The 16,691-nt window shown below is 60.1% G+C and carries 16 protein-coding genes and 3 tRNA genes; 9 read left to right on the top strand and 10 right to left on the bottom strand.

Annotation, left to right across the window (positions count from 1 at the left end; genetic code table 11):
• Positions 1-22: 22 nt before the first annotated feature.
• Positions 23-1,366, bottom strand: coding sequence for an amino-acid N-acetyltransferase (argA, locus tag ACYF6X_RS19460; protein ID WP_175089959.1), 1,344 nt, complete (start codon positions 1,364-1,366; stop codon positions 23-25).
• A 221-nt stretch (positions 1,367-1,587) separates the two neighbouring features.
• Here argA and amiC point away from each other — a divergent pair, with 221 nt between their 5' ends.
• Positions 1,588-2,841 (top strand): N-acetylmuramoyl-L-alanine amidase AmiC, encoded by a 1,254-nt coding sequence (gene amiC / locus ACYF6X_RS19455; protein ID WP_107227903.1) that lies wholly within the window; start codon positions 1,588-1,590, stop codon positions 2,839-2,841.
• Between the two features lie 90 nt (positions 2,842-2,931).
• On the opposite strand, the gene ACYF6X_RS19450 is transcribed toward amiC, so the two are convergent.
• The 3 genes from ACYF6X_RS19450 to ACYF6X_RS19440 all read right to left on the bottom strand — a co-directional run bounded on the left by ACYF6X_RS19450 (position 2,932) and on the right by ACYF6X_RS19440 (position 3,285).
• A tRNA-Met gene (locus ACYF6X_RS19450) sits at positions 2,932-3,008 on the bottom strand.
• A 66-nt stretch (positions 3,009-3,074) separates the two neighbouring features.
• Positions 3,075-3,151 (bottom strand) — tRNA-Met (locus ACYF6X_RS19445).
• A 57-nt stretch (positions 3,152-3,208) separates the two neighbouring features.
• Positions 3,209-3,285: transfer RNA gene (locus ACYF6X_RS19440), tRNA-Met, on the bottom strand.
• A gap of 216 nt (positions 3,286-3,501) precedes the next feature.
• Between ACYF6X_RS19440 and mltA the strand changes: the two genes are divergently transcribed.
• Together mltA and tcdA are read left to right on the top strand one after the other, a co-directional pair.
• Entirely contained in the window at positions 3,502-4,638 is a 1,137-nt protein-coding gene (mltA, locus tag ACYF6X_RS19435) for a murein transglycosylase A (RefSeq protein WP_130017435.1), read from the top strand.
• A gap of 83 nt (positions 4,639-4,721) precedes the next feature.
• Positions 4,722-5,528 (top strand): tRNA cyclic N6-threonylcarbamoyladenosine(37) synthase TcdA, encoded by an 807-nt coding sequence (gene tcdA / locus ACYF6X_RS19430; protein WP_063990750.1) that lies wholly within the window; start codon positions 4,722-4,724, stop codon positions 5,526-5,528.
• Here the strand turns inward: tcdA and csdE are convergent.
• Positions 5,519-5,953, bottom strand: a complete 435-nt coding sequence (csdE, locus tag ACYF6X_RS19425) for a cysteine desulfurase sulfur acceptor subunit CsdE (protein WP_063990751.1) — start codon at positions 5,951-5,953, stop codon at positions 5,519-5,521. The genes tcdA and csdE overlap by 10 nt on opposite strands.
• Before the next feature lie 19 nt (positions 5,954-5,972).
• Positions 5,973-7,178 carry a cysteine desulfurase CsdA gene (gene csdA, locus ACYF6X_RS19420; protein WP_107227901.1) on the bottom strand — a complete coding sequence of 402 codons (1,206 nt, stop codon included), beginning with the start codon at positions 7,176-7,178 and terminating at the stop codon, positions 5,973-5,975.
• A 196-nt stretch (positions 7,179-7,374) separates the two neighbouring features.
• On the opposite strand from csdA, the gene ACYF6X_RS19415 reads away from it, so the two are divergent.
• The 4 genes from ACYF6X_RS19415 (at position 7,375) to rlmM (ending at position 10,445) form a co-directional block, all read left to right on the top strand.
• Positions 7,375-7,599 (top strand): YgdI/YgdR family lipoprotein, encoded by a 225-nt coding sequence (locus ACYF6X_RS19415; protein WP_025304050.1) that lies wholly within the window; start codon positions 7,375-7,377, stop codon positions 7,597-7,599.
• A 385-nt stretch (positions 7,600-7,984) separates the two neighbouring features.
• Positions 7,985-8,902, top strand: coding sequence for a transcriptional regulator GcvA (locus ACYF6X_RS19410; RefSeq protein WP_025304049.1), 918 nt, complete (start codon positions 7,985-7,987; stop codon positions 8,900-8,902).
• 51 nt (positions 8,903-8,953) lie between these two features.
• Positions 8,954-9,349: a DUF423 domain-containing protein gene (locus tag ACYF6X_RS19405; RefSeq protein WP_004931896.1), complete on the top strand. Its 396-nt coding sequence runs from the start codon at positions 8,954-8,956 to the stop codon at positions 9,347-9,349.
• Positions 9,342-10,445, top strand: coding sequence for a 23S rRNA (cytidine(2498)-2'-O)-methyltransferase RlmM (gene rlmM, locus ACYF6X_RS19400; protein WP_063990753.1), 1,104 nt, complete (start codon positions 9,342-9,344; stop codon positions 10,443-10,445). The genes ACYF6X_RS19405 and rlmM overlap by 8 nt, the downstream gene beginning before the upstream one ends.
• Before the next feature lie 39 nt (positions 10,446-10,484).
• Here rlmM and xni read toward each other — a convergent pair whose 3' ends face one another.
• From xni to queF, 3 genes are all read right to left on the bottom strand, one after another.
• Positions 10,485-11,243 (bottom strand): flap endonuclease Xni, encoded by a 759-nt coding sequence (gene xni, locus ACYF6X_RS19395; protein WP_063990754.1) that lies wholly within the window; start codon positions 11,241-11,243, stop codon positions 10,485-10,487.
• Between the two features lie 54 nt (positions 11,244-11,297).
• Positions 11,298-12,662 carry a nucleotide 5'-monophosphate nucleosidase PpnN gene (gene ppnN / locus ACYF6X_RS19390; protein WP_107227899.1) on the bottom strand — a complete coding sequence of 455 codons (1,365 nt, stop codon included), beginning with the start codon at positions 12,660-12,662 and terminating at the stop codon, positions 11,298-11,300.
• Positions 12,663-12,854: 192 nt separating this feature from the next.
• Positions 12,855-13,700, bottom strand: a complete 846-nt coding sequence (gene queF, locus ACYF6X_RS19385; RefSeq protein ID WP_130017434.1) for an NADPH-dependent 7-cyano-7-deazaguanine reductase QueF — start codon at positions 13,698-13,700, stop codon at positions 12,855-12,857.
• A gap of 63 nt (positions 13,701-13,763) precedes the next feature.
• Between queF and syd the strand changes: the two genes are divergently transcribed.
• Positions 13,764-14,312 (top strand): SecY-interacting protein, encoded by a 549-nt coding sequence (syd, locus tag ACYF6X_RS19380; protein ID WP_107227898.1) that lies wholly within the window; start codon positions 13,764-13,766, stop codon positions 14,310-14,312.
• A 611-nt stretch (positions 14,313-14,923) separates the two neighbouring features.
• On the opposite strand, the gene ACYF6X_RS19375 is transcribed toward syd, so the two are convergent.
• Complete coding sequence (locus tag ACYF6X_RS19375; RefSeq protein WP_130017433.1) at positions 14,924-16,162, bottom strand: MFS transporter; 1,239 nt, start codon at positions 16,160-16,162, stop codon at positions 14,924-14,926.
• Positions 16,163-16,340: 178 nt separating this feature from the next.
• Between ACYF6X_RS19375 and ACYF6X_RS19370 the strand changes: the two genes are divergently transcribed.
• Positions 16,341-16,667, top strand: a complete 327-nt coding sequence (locus ACYF6X_RS19370) for a YqcC family protein (RefSeq protein ID WP_033638567.1) — start codon at positions 16,341-16,343, stop codon at positions 16,665-16,667.
• Positions 16,668-16,691: the final 24 nt, after the last annotated feature.

Raw genomic sequence — 16,691 nt, 5'->3', positions numbered from 1 at the left:
GGCAACGGCCGCGCCGCGGGGATTACAGATCGGCCAGCAGGATTTTGGAACGGCGCTGGTAGTTGTACAGCGCCTGCTTTTGCATCGGCAGCACGTCGACTTCCGCCGGGGTGAATCCGCGCTCCTGGAACCAGTGGATGCTGCGGGTGGTCAGCACGAACAGCTTCTTCAGCCCCATCTGCCGCGCCTGATTTTCTACCCGCTGCAGCAGCATTTCGCCGCGTGATGAGCTGCGGTAATCGGGATGCACTGCGACACAGGCCATCTCACCGATTTTTTCCTCTAAGAACGGGTACAGCGCCGCGCAGGCGATGGTCAGGTTGTCGCGTTCGATAATGGTGAACTTGTCGATTTCCATCTCCAGCTGTTCACGCGAACGGCGCACCAGAATACCCTGCTGTTCGAGCGGCCGGATCAGTTCCAGGATGCCGCCGATGTCGTTGATCGTTGCCCGGCGCACCTGCTCGGCGCTTTCCATCACGATTTGGGTGCCGATGCCGTCGCGCGAGAACAACTCCTGCACCAGCGCGCCGTCCTCTTGGTAGCTGATCAGGTGGCTGCGGCGCACGCCGCTGCGGCAGCCTTTCACCGCGCCGCGCAGGAAGCGCACGGTGCCGGAATGGTAGTCGCCGCCTTCCTCGAGCTCTTCAAGGCGCTTTTGCGCGTCGTTGGGGAACAGCTCGGAAAGGATGTTGCCTTCCGAGTCGGTCACGCCTTGCGAGGAGCAGAAACCGATCATTTTTTCCGCTTTCAGCTTGATCGCCAACTGGGTAGCCACTTCTTCCGAAGTCAGGTTGAAGCTCTCGCCGGTGACCGAAACCGCGACCGGGCCGATCAGCACGATGGCGTTGCTGTCGAGCTGGCGATGGATCGCGTCTTCATCGATGCGGCGAATGCGGCCGCTGTGGCAATAGTCGATGCCGTCATCGATGCCCAGCGGTTGCGCGATGATGAAGTTGCCGCTGACCACGTTAATGTGCGCACCCTGCAGCGGCGTGTTGTTGAGACTCATCGACAGCCGGGCGGTGATGTCCAGCTGCAGCAAACCGGCGGCCTGCTTGACCAGTTCGAGCGTATGGGCGTCGGTCACACGGGTGTGCTTATGATAGATCGGCTCATAGTTATGCTGCGCCAGATTGGCGTCGATCTGCGGCCGTGCGCCGTAAACCACCACCAGGCGAATGCCCAGACTATGCAGCAGCCCGATATCGTTGACGATGTTGGAGAAATTCTCGTGTTCGATGGCTTCCCCGCCGAGCATGATGACAAACGTCTTGCCGCGGTGGGCATTGATATAGGGGACTGAGTGACGGAATCCTTGCACCAGCTCTGTACTACGTTCCTTCACGACAAACCTCTTTTGCATATTTATACGGTATTTTTGTATTTTTATTCTTTTATTGTGCCGATGGCAAGCAAGAAATCGTCATGAGAAGTGCGCTAAGGGTGCTAAATCGTTAATAAATTGAAAAACCATAAAAAGATTTTCTGATGACAGGGCTGGAATGATTGGTTAAAGTTTTCGGCATCCCCATTTCATTGGTGTTTTTTTCATCTGTTGTAAACAGCTATTACTGCCGGAGCCGCATGCCAAACTCTAATCACAATCTGGGCCGCCGTCGTTTATTACAGGGGGTTGCCGCCAGCTGGTTGCTGAGTGTGAGTCGCACGGGCTTCGCTGCGTCATCGCACGTGATCGCCGTGCGCGTCTGGCCGTCCTCCACCTATACCCGCGTCACGCTGGAATCCAACGTCGAACTGAAATACAAACAGTTCGCCCTGACTAATCCCGATCGCGTGGTGGTGGATATCGAAGGCGTCCACCTCAACAGCGTGCTGAAAGGCATCGCCGGGCAGGTGCGCGCCGACGATCCGTATCTCAAGCAGGCGCGCGTCGGCCAGTTCGATCAGAATACCGTGAGGCTGGTGCTGGAGCTCAAGCAGAGCGTCAGCCCGCATATTTTCACGTTGGCGCCGGTGCCGGAGTATCGCAACCGTCTGGTGATGGATCTCTACCCGACCAAGGGCGGCGGCAGCGGCGAGGAGTATGATCCACTACTGGCGTTACTGGAAGATTACAACAAGGGCGATCTGGAGCGCACGCTGCCGCCGGAAGCGCCGCAGGCCGGCAAAGCGGGGCGCGATCGGCCGATCGTCATCATGCTGGATCCTGGCCACGGTGGTGAAGATCCCGGCGCTATCGGCAAGTACAAGACGCGCGAGAAAGACATCGTATTGCAGATTGCCCGCAAGCTGAGCGCCATGATTAAGCGCGAGCCGAACATGAAAGTATTCATGACGCGCAACGAAGACGTGTTTATCCCGCTCAAAGTGCGTGTCGCCAAGGCGCGCAAGCAGCGCGCGGATTTGTTCGTTTCGATTCACGCCGACGCCTTTACCAGCCGCGCAGCGCGCGGTTCATCGGTGTTCGCGCTGTCCACCAAGGGCGCCACCAGCTCGGCGGCCAAGTTCCTGGCGCAGACGCAGAACGCCTCGGACCAAATCGGCGGCGTCAGCAAGAGCGGCGACCGTTATCTCGACCACACCATGTTCGATCTGATCCAGACCGCGACCATCAACGACAGCCTGAAGTTCGGCAAGGAAGTGTTGAATCGGATGGGGAAAATCAACCGGTTGCACAAGAATCGCGTCGATCAGGCCGGTTTTGCGGTGTTGAAGGCGCCGGATATCCCGTCGATCCTGGTGGAGACGGCGTTTATCAGCAATATCGAAGAGGAGCGCAAGCTGCGCACCAGCCATTTCCAGCAGCAGGTGGCGGAGTCGATTCTGGCGGGCATCAAGGCTTATTTCGCCAACGGCGGCGCGCTGGCGAGCCGATAGAAGCAGGGCCGGGCGCGAGTCCGGCTATTTTTGCGGATTGCAGATACAAAAAAACACCCGTCAGGGTGCTTGTCTGTTTTCATCAAGAGTTGGTTGCGGAGGCCGGATTTGAACCGACGACCTTCGGGTTATGAGCCCGACGAGCTACCAGGCTGCTCCACCCCGCGTCCGTCTTGATGCTGTATTACTACGAAACCACCGTTTCATGTTATGCCGCTGGTACGACATTCGGTTGGTTGCGGGGGCCGGATTTGAACCGACGACCTTCGGGTTATGAGCCCGACGAGCTACCAGGCTGCTCCACCCCGCGTCCGTATAATACTTTGTTATCGAAGCCAAACGCAAATACCGCCAATGCGGCATCGGTTGGTTGCGGGGGCCGGATTTGAACCGACGACCTTCGGGTTATGAGCCCGACGAGCTACCAGGCTGCTCCACCCCGCGTCCGATGGATGCGCACTATACTCTCCGTGCGTTTTGTTGCAAACCCTTTTTGCATTTTATTGGCCTAAACCCGTTTTTCTGCTGGATTTGCCCGCAATTTGCCTTCTTTTTCATCACCATCCTCCGTGCGGCTTTTTTTATTTGCAGCGATTCCTTTATCAATGAGCGTTTGTTATCGTTCAGCCGGTAGATCATATCAGTTTGAGAGTGTGCGCGATGAAAGGATGTTGGGGCAAATACCTGCTGGGCGGGTTGATGGTGGCGGTGTTGGCGGGCTGTTCGTCCAAGCCGACCGATCGGGGTCAGCAATATAAAGACGGCCGTCTGGATCAATCGCTGGAGCTGGTCAATCAGCCCAACGCCAAAGGTTCGCCGGTCAACGCCAAGGATTACTCGGATCAGCTGATGGAGATCAAGTACGCGTCGCCTTCGCTGTTTAACCGCAACAACGGTACCTATCAGGCGGTGCAAAGCTGGATGGCGTCCGGCGCCGACACGCGCATGCTGAGTCAGTACGGCCTCAGCGCTTACCAGATGGAAGGCGTCGACAATTTCGGCAACGTGCAGTTTACCGGCTACTACACGCCGGTGGTGCAGGCGCGCTATACCCAACAGGGCGAGTTCCGCTATCCGCTGTACCGCATGCCGCCGAAGGGCAGAGGCCGCTTGCCGGATCGCGCGGGCATCTATTCCGGCGCGCTCGACGATCGCTATATTATCGCTTACACCAACTCGCTGATGGACAACTTCATGATGGAAGTCCAGGGCAGTGGCTATGTCGACTACGGCAACGGCCAGCCGCTGGTGTTCTTCGGCTACGGCGGCAAGAACGGTCACGCCTATCGCAGCATCGGCAAGGTGCTGATCGATCGCGGCGAAGTGGCCAAGGCGGACATGTCGATGCAGGCGATCCGTCAGTGGGCGGATACCCACAGTGCCGCAGAGGTGCGTGAGCTGCTGGAGCAGAATCCGTCGTTCGTGTTCTTCCGCCCTGAAGCTTTTGCGCCGGTGAAGGGCGCCAGCGCGGTGCCGCTGATCGCCAAAGCCTCAGTGGCCTCCGACCGTTCGCTGATCCCGGCGGGCACCACGCTGCTGGCCGAAGTGCCGCTGCTGGACAACAAGGGTAAATTCACGGGAAAATACGAGATGCGCCTGATGGTCGCGCTCGACGTGGGCGGCGCCATCAAGGGCCAGCATTTTGACATGTATCAGGGCATCGGGCCGGAAGCCGGCCACTCGGCGGGGTATTACAACCACTATGGCCGCGTCTGGGTGCTGAAGAACAACGGCGGTGGCCAGTTGTTCAGCGCCAATCAGTCAAACGGCGGCGGTTCGTTGCTGGCCACCCGCTAAACGCATACGGCGTGAAAGAGTGACCCGCAAGGGCCGGATTTTCCGGCCCTTATCATTTGCATTACGAAGGTAATTAAAGCGTTATGAGCACAGCTTATTCGGAAGCCTATCTGCAGCGTTTCGGCGGCACGGCGCGGTTGTACGGCCAGCAGGCGCTGGCGGTGTTCGCGCAGGCGCACGTCTGCGTGATCGGCATCGGCGGCGTGGGTTCCTGGGCGGCTGAGGCACTGGCACGCACCGGCATCGGCGCCATCACCCTGATCGACATGGATGATGTCTGCGTCACCAATACCAACCGCCAGATCCACGCGTTGCGTCAGCATGTCGGGCAATCGAAAACCGAGGTAATGGCGGAGCGTATCCTGGCGATCAACCCGGAATGCCGGGTGACCTGCATCGACGATTTCCTCACCCCGGACAACGTCGCCGAGCTGCTGGACCAGAACTTCAGCTACGTCATCGACGCGATCGACAGCGTGCGGCCGAAGGCGGCGTTGTTGTCATACTGCCGCCGCTTCAAGATCCCGGTGGTGACCACCGGCGGCGCCGGCGGGCAGATTGACCCGACCAAGATTGAAGTGGCCGATCTGGCGAAAACCATCCAGGATCCGCTGGCCGCCAAGCTGCGCGAGCGGCTGAAGCACGATTTCAACGTGGTGAAAAACGGCAAGGGCAAGCTGGGTATCGACTGCGTCTTCTCCAGCGAGCCGCTGGTTTACCCGCAGCCGGACGGTTCGGTGTGCGCTTCGCGCAGCACGGCGGAAGGGCCGAAAAGAATGGATTGCAGCGCGGGGTTCGGCGCGGCGACCATGGTCACCGCGACCTTCGGCTTCGTCGCCGTGTCGCACGCGCTGAAAAAGATGGTGGCGAAGGCGGCGCGTCAGGCGTAACGGGCGGCGATCGCCTTTACGGCGGCGGCCAACGCCGCCAGGCCGCTGGCGCGGGTGGCGCTCAGCTGCGCGCGCAATGCCAGGCGGTCGAACAGCGCCAGCGGATCCAATGCGGCGATCTGCTGCGGCGTTTTCCCTTCCACTTCGGTCAGCAGCACTGCCAACAGGCCGCGTACGATGCGGCCTTCGCTGTCGCCATAGAAGTGCAGCGTGCCGTCTTCCAGCAATTGGTGCCCCAACCAGACGCGGTTTTCACACCCGCTCAACGCCATTTCTTCACTGCGCAAAGCCTCCGGCAGCGGCGGCAGCCGTTTCGCGAGCATGATCAGCTGGCGGTAGCGGTCTTCCCACTGTTTCAGCGCGCTGAAGGTGGCGATCAACGCTTCGGCGGTGATCTCTCGGCCGAAAGGATGGGGGGCGAGCATAGTGTCTCCGGGAATCAAGTCAATCGGCCAGCAGATCGAGGGCGTGAGTCAACGCGCTGACCAGCGTATCGACGTCCTGTTGCGTATTGTAGGGGGCGAACGACGCGCGCAGCGTACCGCTGACGCCTAACGCCGCCATCAGCGGCTGCGCGCAGTGCTGGCCGGCGCGTAGCGCAATGCCTTGCTCCGCCAGCAGCGTGACGATGTCGCTGTGGTGTACGCCGGCGATATCGAACGCCAGCAGGCTGGAGCCGGAGCTGCGGAAGCTGCGAAAGCCCGGCAGCTGCGCCAACCGCTGCTCCGCCTGGTCCGCCAGCTCGCGGCTGTAGCGCTCTGCCGCCGCCATGTCCTGCTCGCTGAGCCAGGTGAGCGCCGCGGCCAAGCCCAGCACGCCGGCGATGTTCGGCGTGCCGGCTTCGAAGCAGTGCGGCGGTTTTTGCGGGGTAAAACCGTCGAACGACGCCTGGGTCAGCATCTTGCCGCCGCCTTGCCAGGGTGCCATCTGCGCCAGCAGCTCGGCTTTGCCGTACAGCGCGCCGATGCCGGTCGGGCCATACAGCTTGTGGCCGGAGAAGGCGTAGAAGTCGATGTCGAGCTGCTGGACGTCGGCCGGGCCGTGAACCACGCCCTGTGCGCCGTCGATCATCACGCGTGCGCCGGCGGCATGGGCCATCGCGATCGCTGGCGCCAGATCCGGGCAGCCGCCGGTGACGTTGGACATTTGCCCCAGCGCCAACAGGCGGGTTTTGTCGTTGAGCAGGGCGGGCAGCTGTGTCAAATCCGGCAACCGATTGGCGCCGATCGGCAGTTTCACCACCCGCGCGCCGGTTTGCTCCGCCACCATCAGCCAGGGGATCAGGTTGGCGTGGTGTTCCGCTTCGCTCACCAGAATTTCATCGCCCGGCTGCAGACGCGGACGCAGGTAGCTCTGCGCTACCAGGTTGATCGCCTCGGTGGTGCCGCGCGTCCAGACGATGTCGTCGGCCGACGGCGCATTGATTAACTGCGCCACCTGGCCGCGCGCCCGTTCGAAACGGGCGGTCAGATCCTGCGCCGCCCGATGCTGGCTGCGGTGTACAGTGGCGGCGTCATCGCGATAAAATTGTTGCGTGGCGTCGATCACCGCCTGCGGTTTCAGCGCGGTGGCGGCGCTGTCCAGATAGATACCGTCCTGCGCGAGCGCGGGAAACTGTTGGCGAAAAAGGCTGGGGTTAAAAGGCGTCATACCCTGATTGTCACTGGCTTGAGTCGATGGGTGATCCTGTCCTATTTTGCCGCCGGAGACAAGCGATCCCGCCTATTAGGACTTATCGCCTGGCAAAATTGGGAAAGTTTGTTATGCTATTAAATGTGCGCTTATTAATCGCATCTATACACATAAAAGGTATTTATCAGCATTTAAAACTAAAAAGGAGTCCTCAATGAAGAAAACAGCCGCAGTTCTCTCTGCCCTGATGCTTACGTTCACCCTGGCCGCCTGTTCCAGCAACTACGTGATGCATACCAATGACGGACGCACCATTGTCGCTGACGGCAAGCCTAAAGTGGACAACGATACCGGCATGATCAGCTATAAAGACGCCAATGGCGTCGAGCAGCAGATCAACCGCGCCGATGTGAAAGAGATGGTTGAAAGCAACCAGTAACCGTCAGGCAAAAAAAAGCACCGCAAGTTTTGCGGTGCTGCATAAAATCACTATGGACAGACAGGGTAAATGTACAGGAAGTGAAAAAACAGTAGCCTAGCTACCATGTCCGGAATCGCCGGACAATTTGCAAACACAACATCACAACCACAAGCCAAAAGTTCATCGGCGTCCTCGACACCCATTCCCTTTTCGTTCCGGCCCGGGAAGTGCCGCCACTATAGGTATTTGCTGGCGCATCCTCAACGGACAAATTATAATGGCTCGGATTAAAAAAACTAATGGCAATATGCCGTTAGCGTTTACCGATGGCTTGCCACACAAAGCCGCCCGATTTTCGGCGCCGAATCATTCGGATTAATGTTACACAAAAGTAGCTAATTTAATGTCTAAACGCTTACCTCCCCTCAATGCGCTGCGCGTGTTCGATGCGGCCGCTCGCCACCTGAGTTTCACCAAGGCGGCGGAAGAGCTGTTCGTGACCCAGGCCGCGGTGAGCCACCAGATCAAGTCGCTGGAGGACTTCCTCGGGCTGAAGCTGTTTCGCCGGCGCAATCGCTCGCTGCTGCTGACCGAAGAAGGCCAAAGTTATTACCTCGATATCAAGGAGATCTTCTCTTCGATCAACGAGGCGACGCGCAAGCTGCAGGCGCGCAGCGCCAAGGGGGCATTGACCGTCAGCCTGCCGCCGAGCTTCGCCATTCAGTGGCTGGTGCCGCGCCTGTCCGGCTTTAACTCAGCTTATCCGGGGATCGACGTGCGCATCCAGGCGGTGGACCGCGAAGAGGACAAGCTGGCGGACGACGTCGACGTGGCGATTTTCTACGGCCGCGGCAACTGGCCGGGGCTGCGCGCCGAGCGCCTGTATGCGGAATATCTGCTGCCGGTGTGTTCGCCGAGCCTGCTGACCGGCGATCATCCGCTGAAAACCGCCGAGGATCTGGCTTATCATACGCTGCTGCATGACGTTTCACGCCGCGACTGGCTGGCCTATACGCGCCAATTGGGGTTGCAGCACATCAACGTGCAACAGGGGCCGATTTTCAGCCACAGCGCCATGGTGGTGCAGGCAGCGGTGCACGGCCAGGGCGTGGCGCTGGTGAACAACGTGATGGCGCAAACCGAGATTGAAGCCGGTCGCCTGGTGTGCCCGTTCAACGATGTGCTGGTCAGTAAAAACGCTTTTTATCTGGTATGTCATGACAGCCAGGCAGAACTGGGTAAAATAGCCGCCTTCCGGCAGTGGATCCTGGCGCGTGCCGCCAGCGAACAAGAGAAGTTCCGCTTCCGCTACGAACAATAAGGCCGGCCGCCGCCTTGCCGCGGCCGGTGATTTTTAATGGGATAGATCACGATGAGCAGCCGTTCCATGCTGGTTTTCGCCGCTATCAGCGGCTTTGTGTTTGTCGCGTTGGGCGCATTCGGCGCGCATGTGTTAAGCGGTACGCTCGGCGCCAACGAAATGGCCTGGATCCGCACCGGGCTTGAGTATCAGGGGTTCCACACCCTGGCCATTCTGGCGCTGGCGGTCGCAATGCAGCGCCGCGTGAGCCTGTGGTTTTACTGGAGCGGAGCGCTGTTGGCGTTCGGCACCGTGTTGTTCAGCGGCAGCCTCTATTGCCTGGCGCTGTCGCACCTGAAGGTCTGGGTATACATCACGCCGGTTGGCGGCGTGTGCTTCCTGATCGGCTGGATATTGATGTTGATTGGCGCTTTGCGTCTGAGGAAAAAGGCCGAGCGCCATGAATAAGATTGCGTTGTACTGCCGTCCCGGCTTCGAAAAAGAGTGTGCGGCGGAGATCACCGACAAAGCCGCCCAGCGGGAGATTTTCGGCTTTGCGCGGGTAAAAGAACACAGCGGTTACGTGCTGTTCGAATGCTATCAGCCGGATGATGCTGACCGCCTGGCGCGGGAAATTCCGTTCCGTGAACTGATTTTTGCTCGCCAGATGATCGTGGTGGGCGAGCTGCTGCGCGATCTGCCGCCGGAAGATCGGGTATCGCCGATCGTCGGCATGTTGATCGGCGTGGTTGATCGCGGCGGCGAGCTGCGGGTGGAAGTGCCGGACACCAACGAAAGCAAAGAGCTGATGAAGTTCTGCCGCAAGCTGACGGTGCCGCTGCGCGCCGCGATGCGCGAGCAAAAGGTATTGATGGCGCGGGAGAACCCGACTCGCCCGGTGGTGCACGTGTTCTTCATCGCGCCGGGTTGCTGCTATGTCGGTTACTCCTACAGCAACAACAACTCGCCGTTCTACATGGGCATTCCGCGTCTGCGCTTCCCGGCCGATGCGCCGAGCCGTTCGACGCTGAAGCTGGAAGAAGCGTTCCACGTGTTCATCCCCGCCGATGAGTGGGACGAACGCCTGGCCAGCGGCATGCACGCGGTCGATCTGGGCGCTTGCCCGGGCGGCTGGACCTATCAGCTGGTGAAACGCAGCATGATGGTGCATTCGGTGGATAACGGCCCGATGGCGCCGAGCCTGATGGAAACCGGCCAGGTGACGCACCACCGCGCCGACGGCTTCAAGTTCGAGCCGAACAGCAGCAAGATCTACTGGCTGGTGTGCGACATGGTGGAGAAACCGGCGAAGGTGACCAGCCTGATGATTCAGTGGCTGCTGAAAGGCTGGTGCCGCGAAGCGATCTTTAACCTCAAGCTGCCGATGAAAAAGCGCTATGAGGAAGTGTCGCAAAACCTGATGAGTATCCGCGAAGCGCTGGGCGCTGCCGGCATCAGCGTCGAAGTGCATGCCAAGCAGCTGTATCACGACCGCGAAGAGATCACCGTACACGTGCGCCGCATGTGGTCGGCGGTGCCGGGCCGGCGCGACGAGCGCGATTAATCGCGTTAAGCTTGATGAAGGGCGCTGCTTGCATCGCCCTTATTGTATCGGCAGGCGCAACTGCTGCAGGTTGCCGTCCAGCGACAGATCGGTGCGCAGCGTGGCGACGTGTTTGCTGACGTAGGCCAGCTCGCGGTGCTGCTCCAGCTTGCCGCGCCATTTCTCCGGCACCTTTTCCAGGTGCTGATAGAGCCCGTCCAGACTGCCCGACTGCTGCAACAGCAGCACGGCGGTTTTCGGCCCGATACCGGCCACGCCGGGGATCTTGCTGCTGCCGATCCCCGCCAGCCCCCAATAGTCCGGCAGTTGCTGCGGCTGTACGCCGAACTCCTGCTGCACGAAAGGCATATCCAGCCAGCGTTTCTGGAAGTAATCGCGGATCTGTACGTTCGGCGCCAACAGCTGGCAGTAGCCTTTGTCGGTGGAGACGATGGTCACCTGGTGGCCGCCGCCGGCGACCTTGGCCGCCAGCGTAGCCGCCAGATCGTCCGCTTCGTTGCCGGGAGAATGCCAGCTGGCGACGCCCAATTCGGCGAAGGCCTCGCGCAGCTGCGGCATCTCCTGCTGCAGGTTTTCCGGCATCGGCGAACGCCCGGCCTTGTAGTCCGGCAGAATTTGGTGGCGCCAGCTGTCGCTGCGATCGTCCTCGTCGAAGACCGCCACCGCGTGGGTCGGGCGGCTGTGTTGGATCAGCTGCTGCAGCGCGTGGCGGCAGGCGTTGACGCAAGGGGAACCCTGCACGGCGTGAATGCGGCGGATGAGGTTCAGGGCGTCGACAATCAGTAGGTGTATCATCATGGGCGGCAAGGTCAGAAAAAACAGGGCGGCTGTTACGCCGCCCGGGATTGAGGGTCAGGCTACGATTTCGTAGCAGGGCACATAGGCGCTGCCCGGTAGCTTCATGCGGTGTTGGGCGACAAAGCCCTGCAGCAGGCTGTCCATCTGCTTCATCATCTGCGGTTCGCCGTGCAGCTTGTACGGGCCGAACTGCTCGATGGCGTGGATGCCGTTTTCCTTCACGTTGCCGGCCACAATGCCGGAGAACGCGCGGCGCAGCGCGGCGGCCAATTGCTCCGGCGGCTGGTTCGGATACAGGTTGAGGTTCGCCATGTTCTCGTGGCTCGGCTCGAACGGCAGCTGCAGATCCGGCGCGATGCGGATCGACCAGTTGAAGCTGTAGGCGTCGCCGGTATTGCGGCGGTTTTCCTTCACCAGAGGCATGGCTTTTTTCATCTGCCGCGCCACTTCCGCCGGATCGTCGATGATGATGGTGTAATGGCGGCGCGCTTCGTCGCCCAGCGTGTTCATGATGAACTCGTCTAGCACGCGGAAGTAGTCGGCGCTTTCTTTCGGCCCGGTCAGGATCAGAGGCAGCACCTGTTCGCTGTTCTCCGGGTTCATCAGGATACCCAGCAGGTACAGCAGCTCTTCGGCGGTGCCGACGCCGCCCGGGAAGATGATGATGCCGTGCGCGATGCGCACGAAGGCTTCCAGGCGTTTTTCGATGTCCGGCATGATCACCAGCTCGTTGACCAGCGGGTTAGGCGGCTCGGCGGCGATGATCGACGGCTCGGTCATGCCGATGAAGCGGCTGTTACGGTAACGCTGCTGCGCGTGACCGACCGCTGCGCCTTTCATCGGCGCTTCCATGGCGCCCGGCCCGCAGCCGGTGCAGATGTTCAGCTCGCGCAGGCCCAGCTGGCTGCCGACCTTGCGCGCGTACAGGTATTCGTTTTCGTTGATCGAGTGGCCGCCCCAGCACACCACCATATTGGGATCTTCATCCAGATGCAGCGTGCGTGCATTGCGCAGGATCGAGAATACCAGGTTGGTGATGTGGGCCGAGTTTTCCAGGTTAAGGTGCTGGAAACGGCCGGCGCTGGCGATTTGGCCGTGCACGAACAGGATGTCGCGCAGCACGGCGAACAGGTTGGCCTGCAGCGAGCGGATGAGGCGACCGTCGACGAACGCCTCTTCCGGCGGGTTGACCAGCTCCAGCTTCACCCCGCGCTCGCGGCGCAGCACGTTGATGTCGAAGGTTTCATAGCGCGACAGCAGCTGCTTGCTGTTGTCGGTCTGGCTGCCGGAGTTCAACACGGCCAGCGAACAATTGCGGAACAGGCGGTACAGGTCGCTGCTGGCGGTGCGCTTCAGCATGTCTACTTCCAGCTGCGACAATAAATCCATAGAGCCAAGCGGGCTGATGTGTGTAATCAAGGTAACTCCTTTGCACCCGGTGCGGGGCAGTAGTAATCCATACGCAGCAAAACAGCATCTCGTTATGGTTGGCGTGCTGCGGCACAGCGGGCGCTCTGCCCGGCCGCAGCCTCGTTTTAACCTTACCGCCGTCCCTGTGCTTTTACCAACACAAACCGCTCGTTAGCTCAGTTGTTGAGCAATGTTTCGCACTTATTGGCGCGCCAGGCGGCCGTGCTCGGGGGCGAATTCGACGTTGCTGCGCCACGGGTTGATGTCCAGCCCGCCACGGCGGGTGTAGCGGGCGTAAACCGTCAGGCTTTGCGGCCGGCAATAGCGCATCAGATCGTTGAAGATGCGCTCGACGCACTGCTCGTGGAATTCGTTGTGGTGGCGGAAAGAGACCAGGTAGCGCAGCAGCGCTTCGCGATCGATCTTGCCGCCGCGGTAGCTTATCTGCACCGAGCCCCAGTCAGGTTGATGGGTGATCAGGCAGTTGGACTTCAGCAGATGGCTGACCAAGCGCTCTTCCACCACCTCTTCATCGGCGGCGTTCAGCAGGTAGTCGGCGTTGAACTCATAATTGTCGATGCGGATATCCTGCTGATCGATGCAGTCGCCGGCCAGGTGGGCGATCGGCGTGCCTTCCAACTGCTCGACGCTGAACAGGGTGACGCTCACCTCGCCCTGCGCGCAGGCGGACAGATCGCGCTCCAGCGTGCTGCGCACCGTTTCCCAATCGGCGAACGGGGTTTGGTTGAAGCTGTTGAGATACAGCTTGAAGCTTTTCGATTCGATCAGGTTCAGGCTGTCGGCGTTGAGGCTGATTTCACCGACAGCCACCTGCGGCAGTCCGTTGGCGTTCAGCCAGGAGAGCTCGTACAGCGTCCAGATGTCCGCGCCGTGGAAGGGCAGGTTATCGGGGTACAGCCCCAGCGGCTCGCGGTTCATGCTGCGCGGCACAGCCTGCAGCAGCGTGGCGTCGTAGCGGTCGCGGTAGGCGGTGGGTTTGCCCAGCGTCAGCCCCGACAGGGCCTGGTGGTCTTGATATGAGGACATCTGCTGTCACCTCGGTCAGAGATAGGTACAATGGCCGTCAGTTTAACGTATGCGAGAAAGAATATGGACCATGATGTATCGCACGCTCTGCGTGAATTCACTCAACGCTATGTCGAGTTGTGGCAGCATGAGCGCGGCCACGCGCCGGCCAGCCAAGCGCTGTACGGCGTGCCGTCGCCCTGCATCGTGGAGAACCGCGAGGACGAAGTGCTGTGGTTGCCGCAGCCTTTCGAACCGGCGGCGACGCTGGAGAAGGTAGAGGCCGCGCTGGAGCTGCGTTTGCAGCCGGACGCGCACCGTTTCTACACGCAGCAATATGCCGGCGACATGAGCGCGCAGTTCGGCGAGCATCGCCTGAGCCTGCTGCAGGTCTGGAGCGAAGAGGATTTTATCCGCCTGCAGGAAAACCTGATCGGTCATCTGGTGACGCAAAAACGCCTCAAGCTGTCGCCGACCCTCTTCCTGGCGACCACTGAATCTGAAATGACGATGGTGTCGTTGTGCAACGTCAGCGGTAACGTGGTGCTGGAACAGTTCGGCAGCGATAAGCGCACCCTTCTGGCGGCGACGCTGGGGAATTTCCTCGATGCGCTGCGCCCGGCGCTGGACTGAATCGCGACGGATTCGCCGTCGCCCGTGTGAGAGATCTCTCACACGGGCTGTGAGATATCGCTCTTAATTTTTCCCACCTTTCCCCAGGCTATGAGATTATTGTTATCCAGATCAATTGGTTAGAATTTCTTTAGGATAACTCTTAGTCTTAATTTAGTGTGAGACACCTCCCAAACCCTTGTGATTCCGGGGAATTTAAGCGATCTTATCGTTACCGGAACGGAACCGGCGGAGCAGGAAAGCATCAGGATGATGCAGCTTCAGGAAGAAGAAAGGGATGCGCTCAGGCAAGAGCGAAGGATGGCGTCAGGAGATGCCCAGGATGTTTCAGGATAGAAACCAGGGACACCTCCAGGACGGAGATTGAGAGCCGGCACGGGACTGTCGGCGGGTCAGGAAGGCTGAGGAACCGCGTCAGGACGATGCTGCAGGATGATGCAAGGATCACTTGGTCAGGATGGCCGCAGGAAAAGTTTTCAAGGATTGAGCAGGGAGCACACTGTGTAGCGGGATAGCTATAAAACGAACCGGGGGCACTGTTAACGCAGTGCCCCCAACTTTTTGTTTTATCCCGCCGCGCGGGCGCGCCCTGCCTTAATCCCTCTTCAGCATTAACCAATCGCGCCCAGCGTATCGCCTGCGCTCTGTTTTTTCGGCAGCAGGAACAGCGTGGCGTAGATATCCAGCAGGTAAATTGCCGCCAGCAGGCTGATGGCCGCGGTAAACGACACCTGCGTCACCAGCGCACCGATCACCAATGGCCCCAGGCCGCCGACGCCGCGCCCGAGATTGAACAGGATGTTCTGCGCGGTGGCGCGCGCCTGCACCGGATAGGTATCGGAAATCAATGCGCCGTAGCCGCCGATCATGCCGTTGACGAACATGCCCATCACGGCGCCGGCGAACAGCATCAGCATCGGATCGCTCAACTGGGCGTAGCCGATCACCATCACCACGGCGCCGATCTGATAAAGCACGAAGATCTTCCAGCGGGCGAAGCGATCGGCCAGCACGCCAAACAGCCAGATGCCTAACGTCATGCCGACCACCGTCACCGCCGTCCACAGGCCGGACTTGGTGAGCGAGAAGCCGAAGTTTTTCGCCAGGTAAGTCGGCATCCAGATCATCAGGCCGTAGTAGCCGAAGTTCTGCACCGAACAGAGAATGAAGATGCCGACGCTGGCCCTGCTGGTGGCGCGATCCTTAAACAGCAGGCGCAAACGCTGCAGGAAGGAGAGCGGTTGCCCGGCGTCTTTCTGCCGTACGAATTCCTCCGGCTCGCCCAGGGTGCGGCGGATCAGGAATGACGCCAGCGCCGGCAGCAGGCCGACCAAAAACATGCCGCGCCAGCCGATGTGTTCCAGCAGCAGCGGCGTCAGGAAGGCGGCCGCCAGTACGCCCAACTGCCAGCCCATGCCGACGTAAGCCGAAGCGCGGTTGCGCTTCTCTGCCGGCCAGGCTTCGGCGATCAGCGCCATGCCGATGCCGAATTCGCCGCCCAGCCCGATGCCCGCCAGGGTGCGATAGGCCAGCAGATCCCAATATCCTTGCGCCACGGCGCACAGGCCGGTGAACAGTGAAAACATCAGGATGGTGATCGTGAGTACCCGGATACGGCCGAAGCGATCGCTGAGGTGGCCGAAGATCACACCGCCCAGCACCGCGCCGATCAGCGTCCAGGTGACCAGTGAACCGGCGGCCGATGAGGTTAATCCCAATTCGATGCTGATGGCCGGCAGCATAAAGCCGAGGATCAGCAGGTCAAACCCGTCCATGGCATAACCGGTGACCGAAGCCAGCATGGCCTTACCGGGCGTCGCGTGGTTTTTTTTCTCTGTTATTACGGACATTAATCTTTATCTGTGTGGTGAACTCGGTGGGCCTATTGTGCCGCGCGGCGGCGAACGCCACCAGATAAAAACGGCGAGCTGTCTCAGGTGCGCCGAATTTGGGCTATAAAAATGCTATGCTTTGCCGCCTTTCAGCCAGCGCGCTGAATACCATGATGAAAAGAGATCGGGAATGCAGATGAGTATACATAACCAGGTGCGCCGCAGTTTGCAGGCGATTGAACAATCCATGCGCGATCTGGCGCTGTGGCAGGCCGCGCCGCCTGATCATGAGGCTTTCTCCAGCACCGAGCCGTTCTGCATCGACAGCATGTCGGCCGAAGCCTGGCTGCAGTGGGTGTTCTTGCCGCGCATGTATGCGTTGCTGGACGCCGAAGCGCCGTTGCCAACGCGCTTCGCCATCACGCCTTATTTCGAAGAGGCGCTGAAAGATCGTGAGCCGAGCAGCCTGCCGCTGCTGGTGCTGCTGCAACAGCTGGATTTGATGTTGAATAAAGAGCCGTAATTCCCCGGCGGCGCGCAGATTTTT

It is taken from the genome of Serratia sp. ID 25-353 (assembly GCF_054792795.1).
This window is presented reverse-complemented; position numbering and strand designations above follow the sequence as displayed.

Coding starts and splice junctions, on each gene's coding strand:
- amiC (WP_107227903.1), top strand. CDS start 1,588: ATGCCAAACTCTAATCACAATCTGGGCCGCCGTCGTTTATTACAGGGG.
- rlmM (WP_063990753.1), top strand. CDS start 9,342: ATGAATAAGATTGCGTTGTACTGCCGTCCCGGCTTCGAAAAAGAGTGT.
- tcdA (WP_063990750.1), top strand. CDS start 4,722: ATGAGCACAGCTTATTCGGAAGCCTATCTGCAGCGTTTCGGCGGCACG.
- ACYF6X_RS19410 (WP_025304049.1), top strand. CDS start 7,985: ATGTCTAAACGCTTACCTCCCCTCAATGCGCTGCGCGTGTTCGATGCG.
- argA (WP_175089959.1), bottom strand. CDS start 1,366: ATGCAAAAGAGGTTTGTCGTGAAGGAACGTAGTACAGAGCTGGTGCAA.
- xni (WP_063990754.1), bottom strand. CDS start 11,243: ATGATGATACACCTACTGATTGTCGACGCCCTGAACCTCATCCGCCGC.
- ACYF6X_RS19370 (WP_033638567.1), top strand. CDS start 16,341: ATGAGTATACATAACCAGGTGCGCCGCAGTTTGCAGGCGATTGAACAA.
- syd (WP_107227898.1), top strand. CDS start 13,764: ATGGACCATGATGTATCGCACGCTCTGCGTGAATTCACTCAACGCTAT.
- ACYF6X_RS19405 (WP_004931896.1), top strand. CDS start 8,954: ATGAGCAGCCGTTCCATGCTGGTTTTCGCCGCTATCAGCGGCTTTGTG.
- csdE (WP_063990751.1), bottom strand. CDS start 5,953: ATGCTCGCCCCCCATCCTTTCGGCCGAGAGATCACCGCCGAAGCGTTG.
- ACYF6X_RS19375 (WP_130017433.1), bottom strand. CDS start 16,162: ATGTCCGTAATAACAGAGAAAAAAAACCACGCGACGCCCGGTAAGGCC.
- ACYF6X_RS19415 (WP_025304050.1), top strand. CDS start 7,375: ATGAAGAAAACAGCCGCAGTTCTCTCTGCCCTGATGCTTACGTTCACC.
- csdA (WP_107227901.1), bottom strand. CDS start 7,178: ATGACGCCTTTTAACCCCAGCCTTTTTCGCCAACAGTTTCCCGCGCTC.
- mltA (WP_130017435.1), top strand. CDS start 3,502: ATGAAAGGATGTTGGGGCAAATACCTGCTGGGCGGGTTGATGGTGGCG.
- queF (WP_130017434.1), bottom strand. CDS start 13,700: ATGTCCTCATATCAAGACCACCAGGCCCTGTCGGGGCTGACGCTGGGC.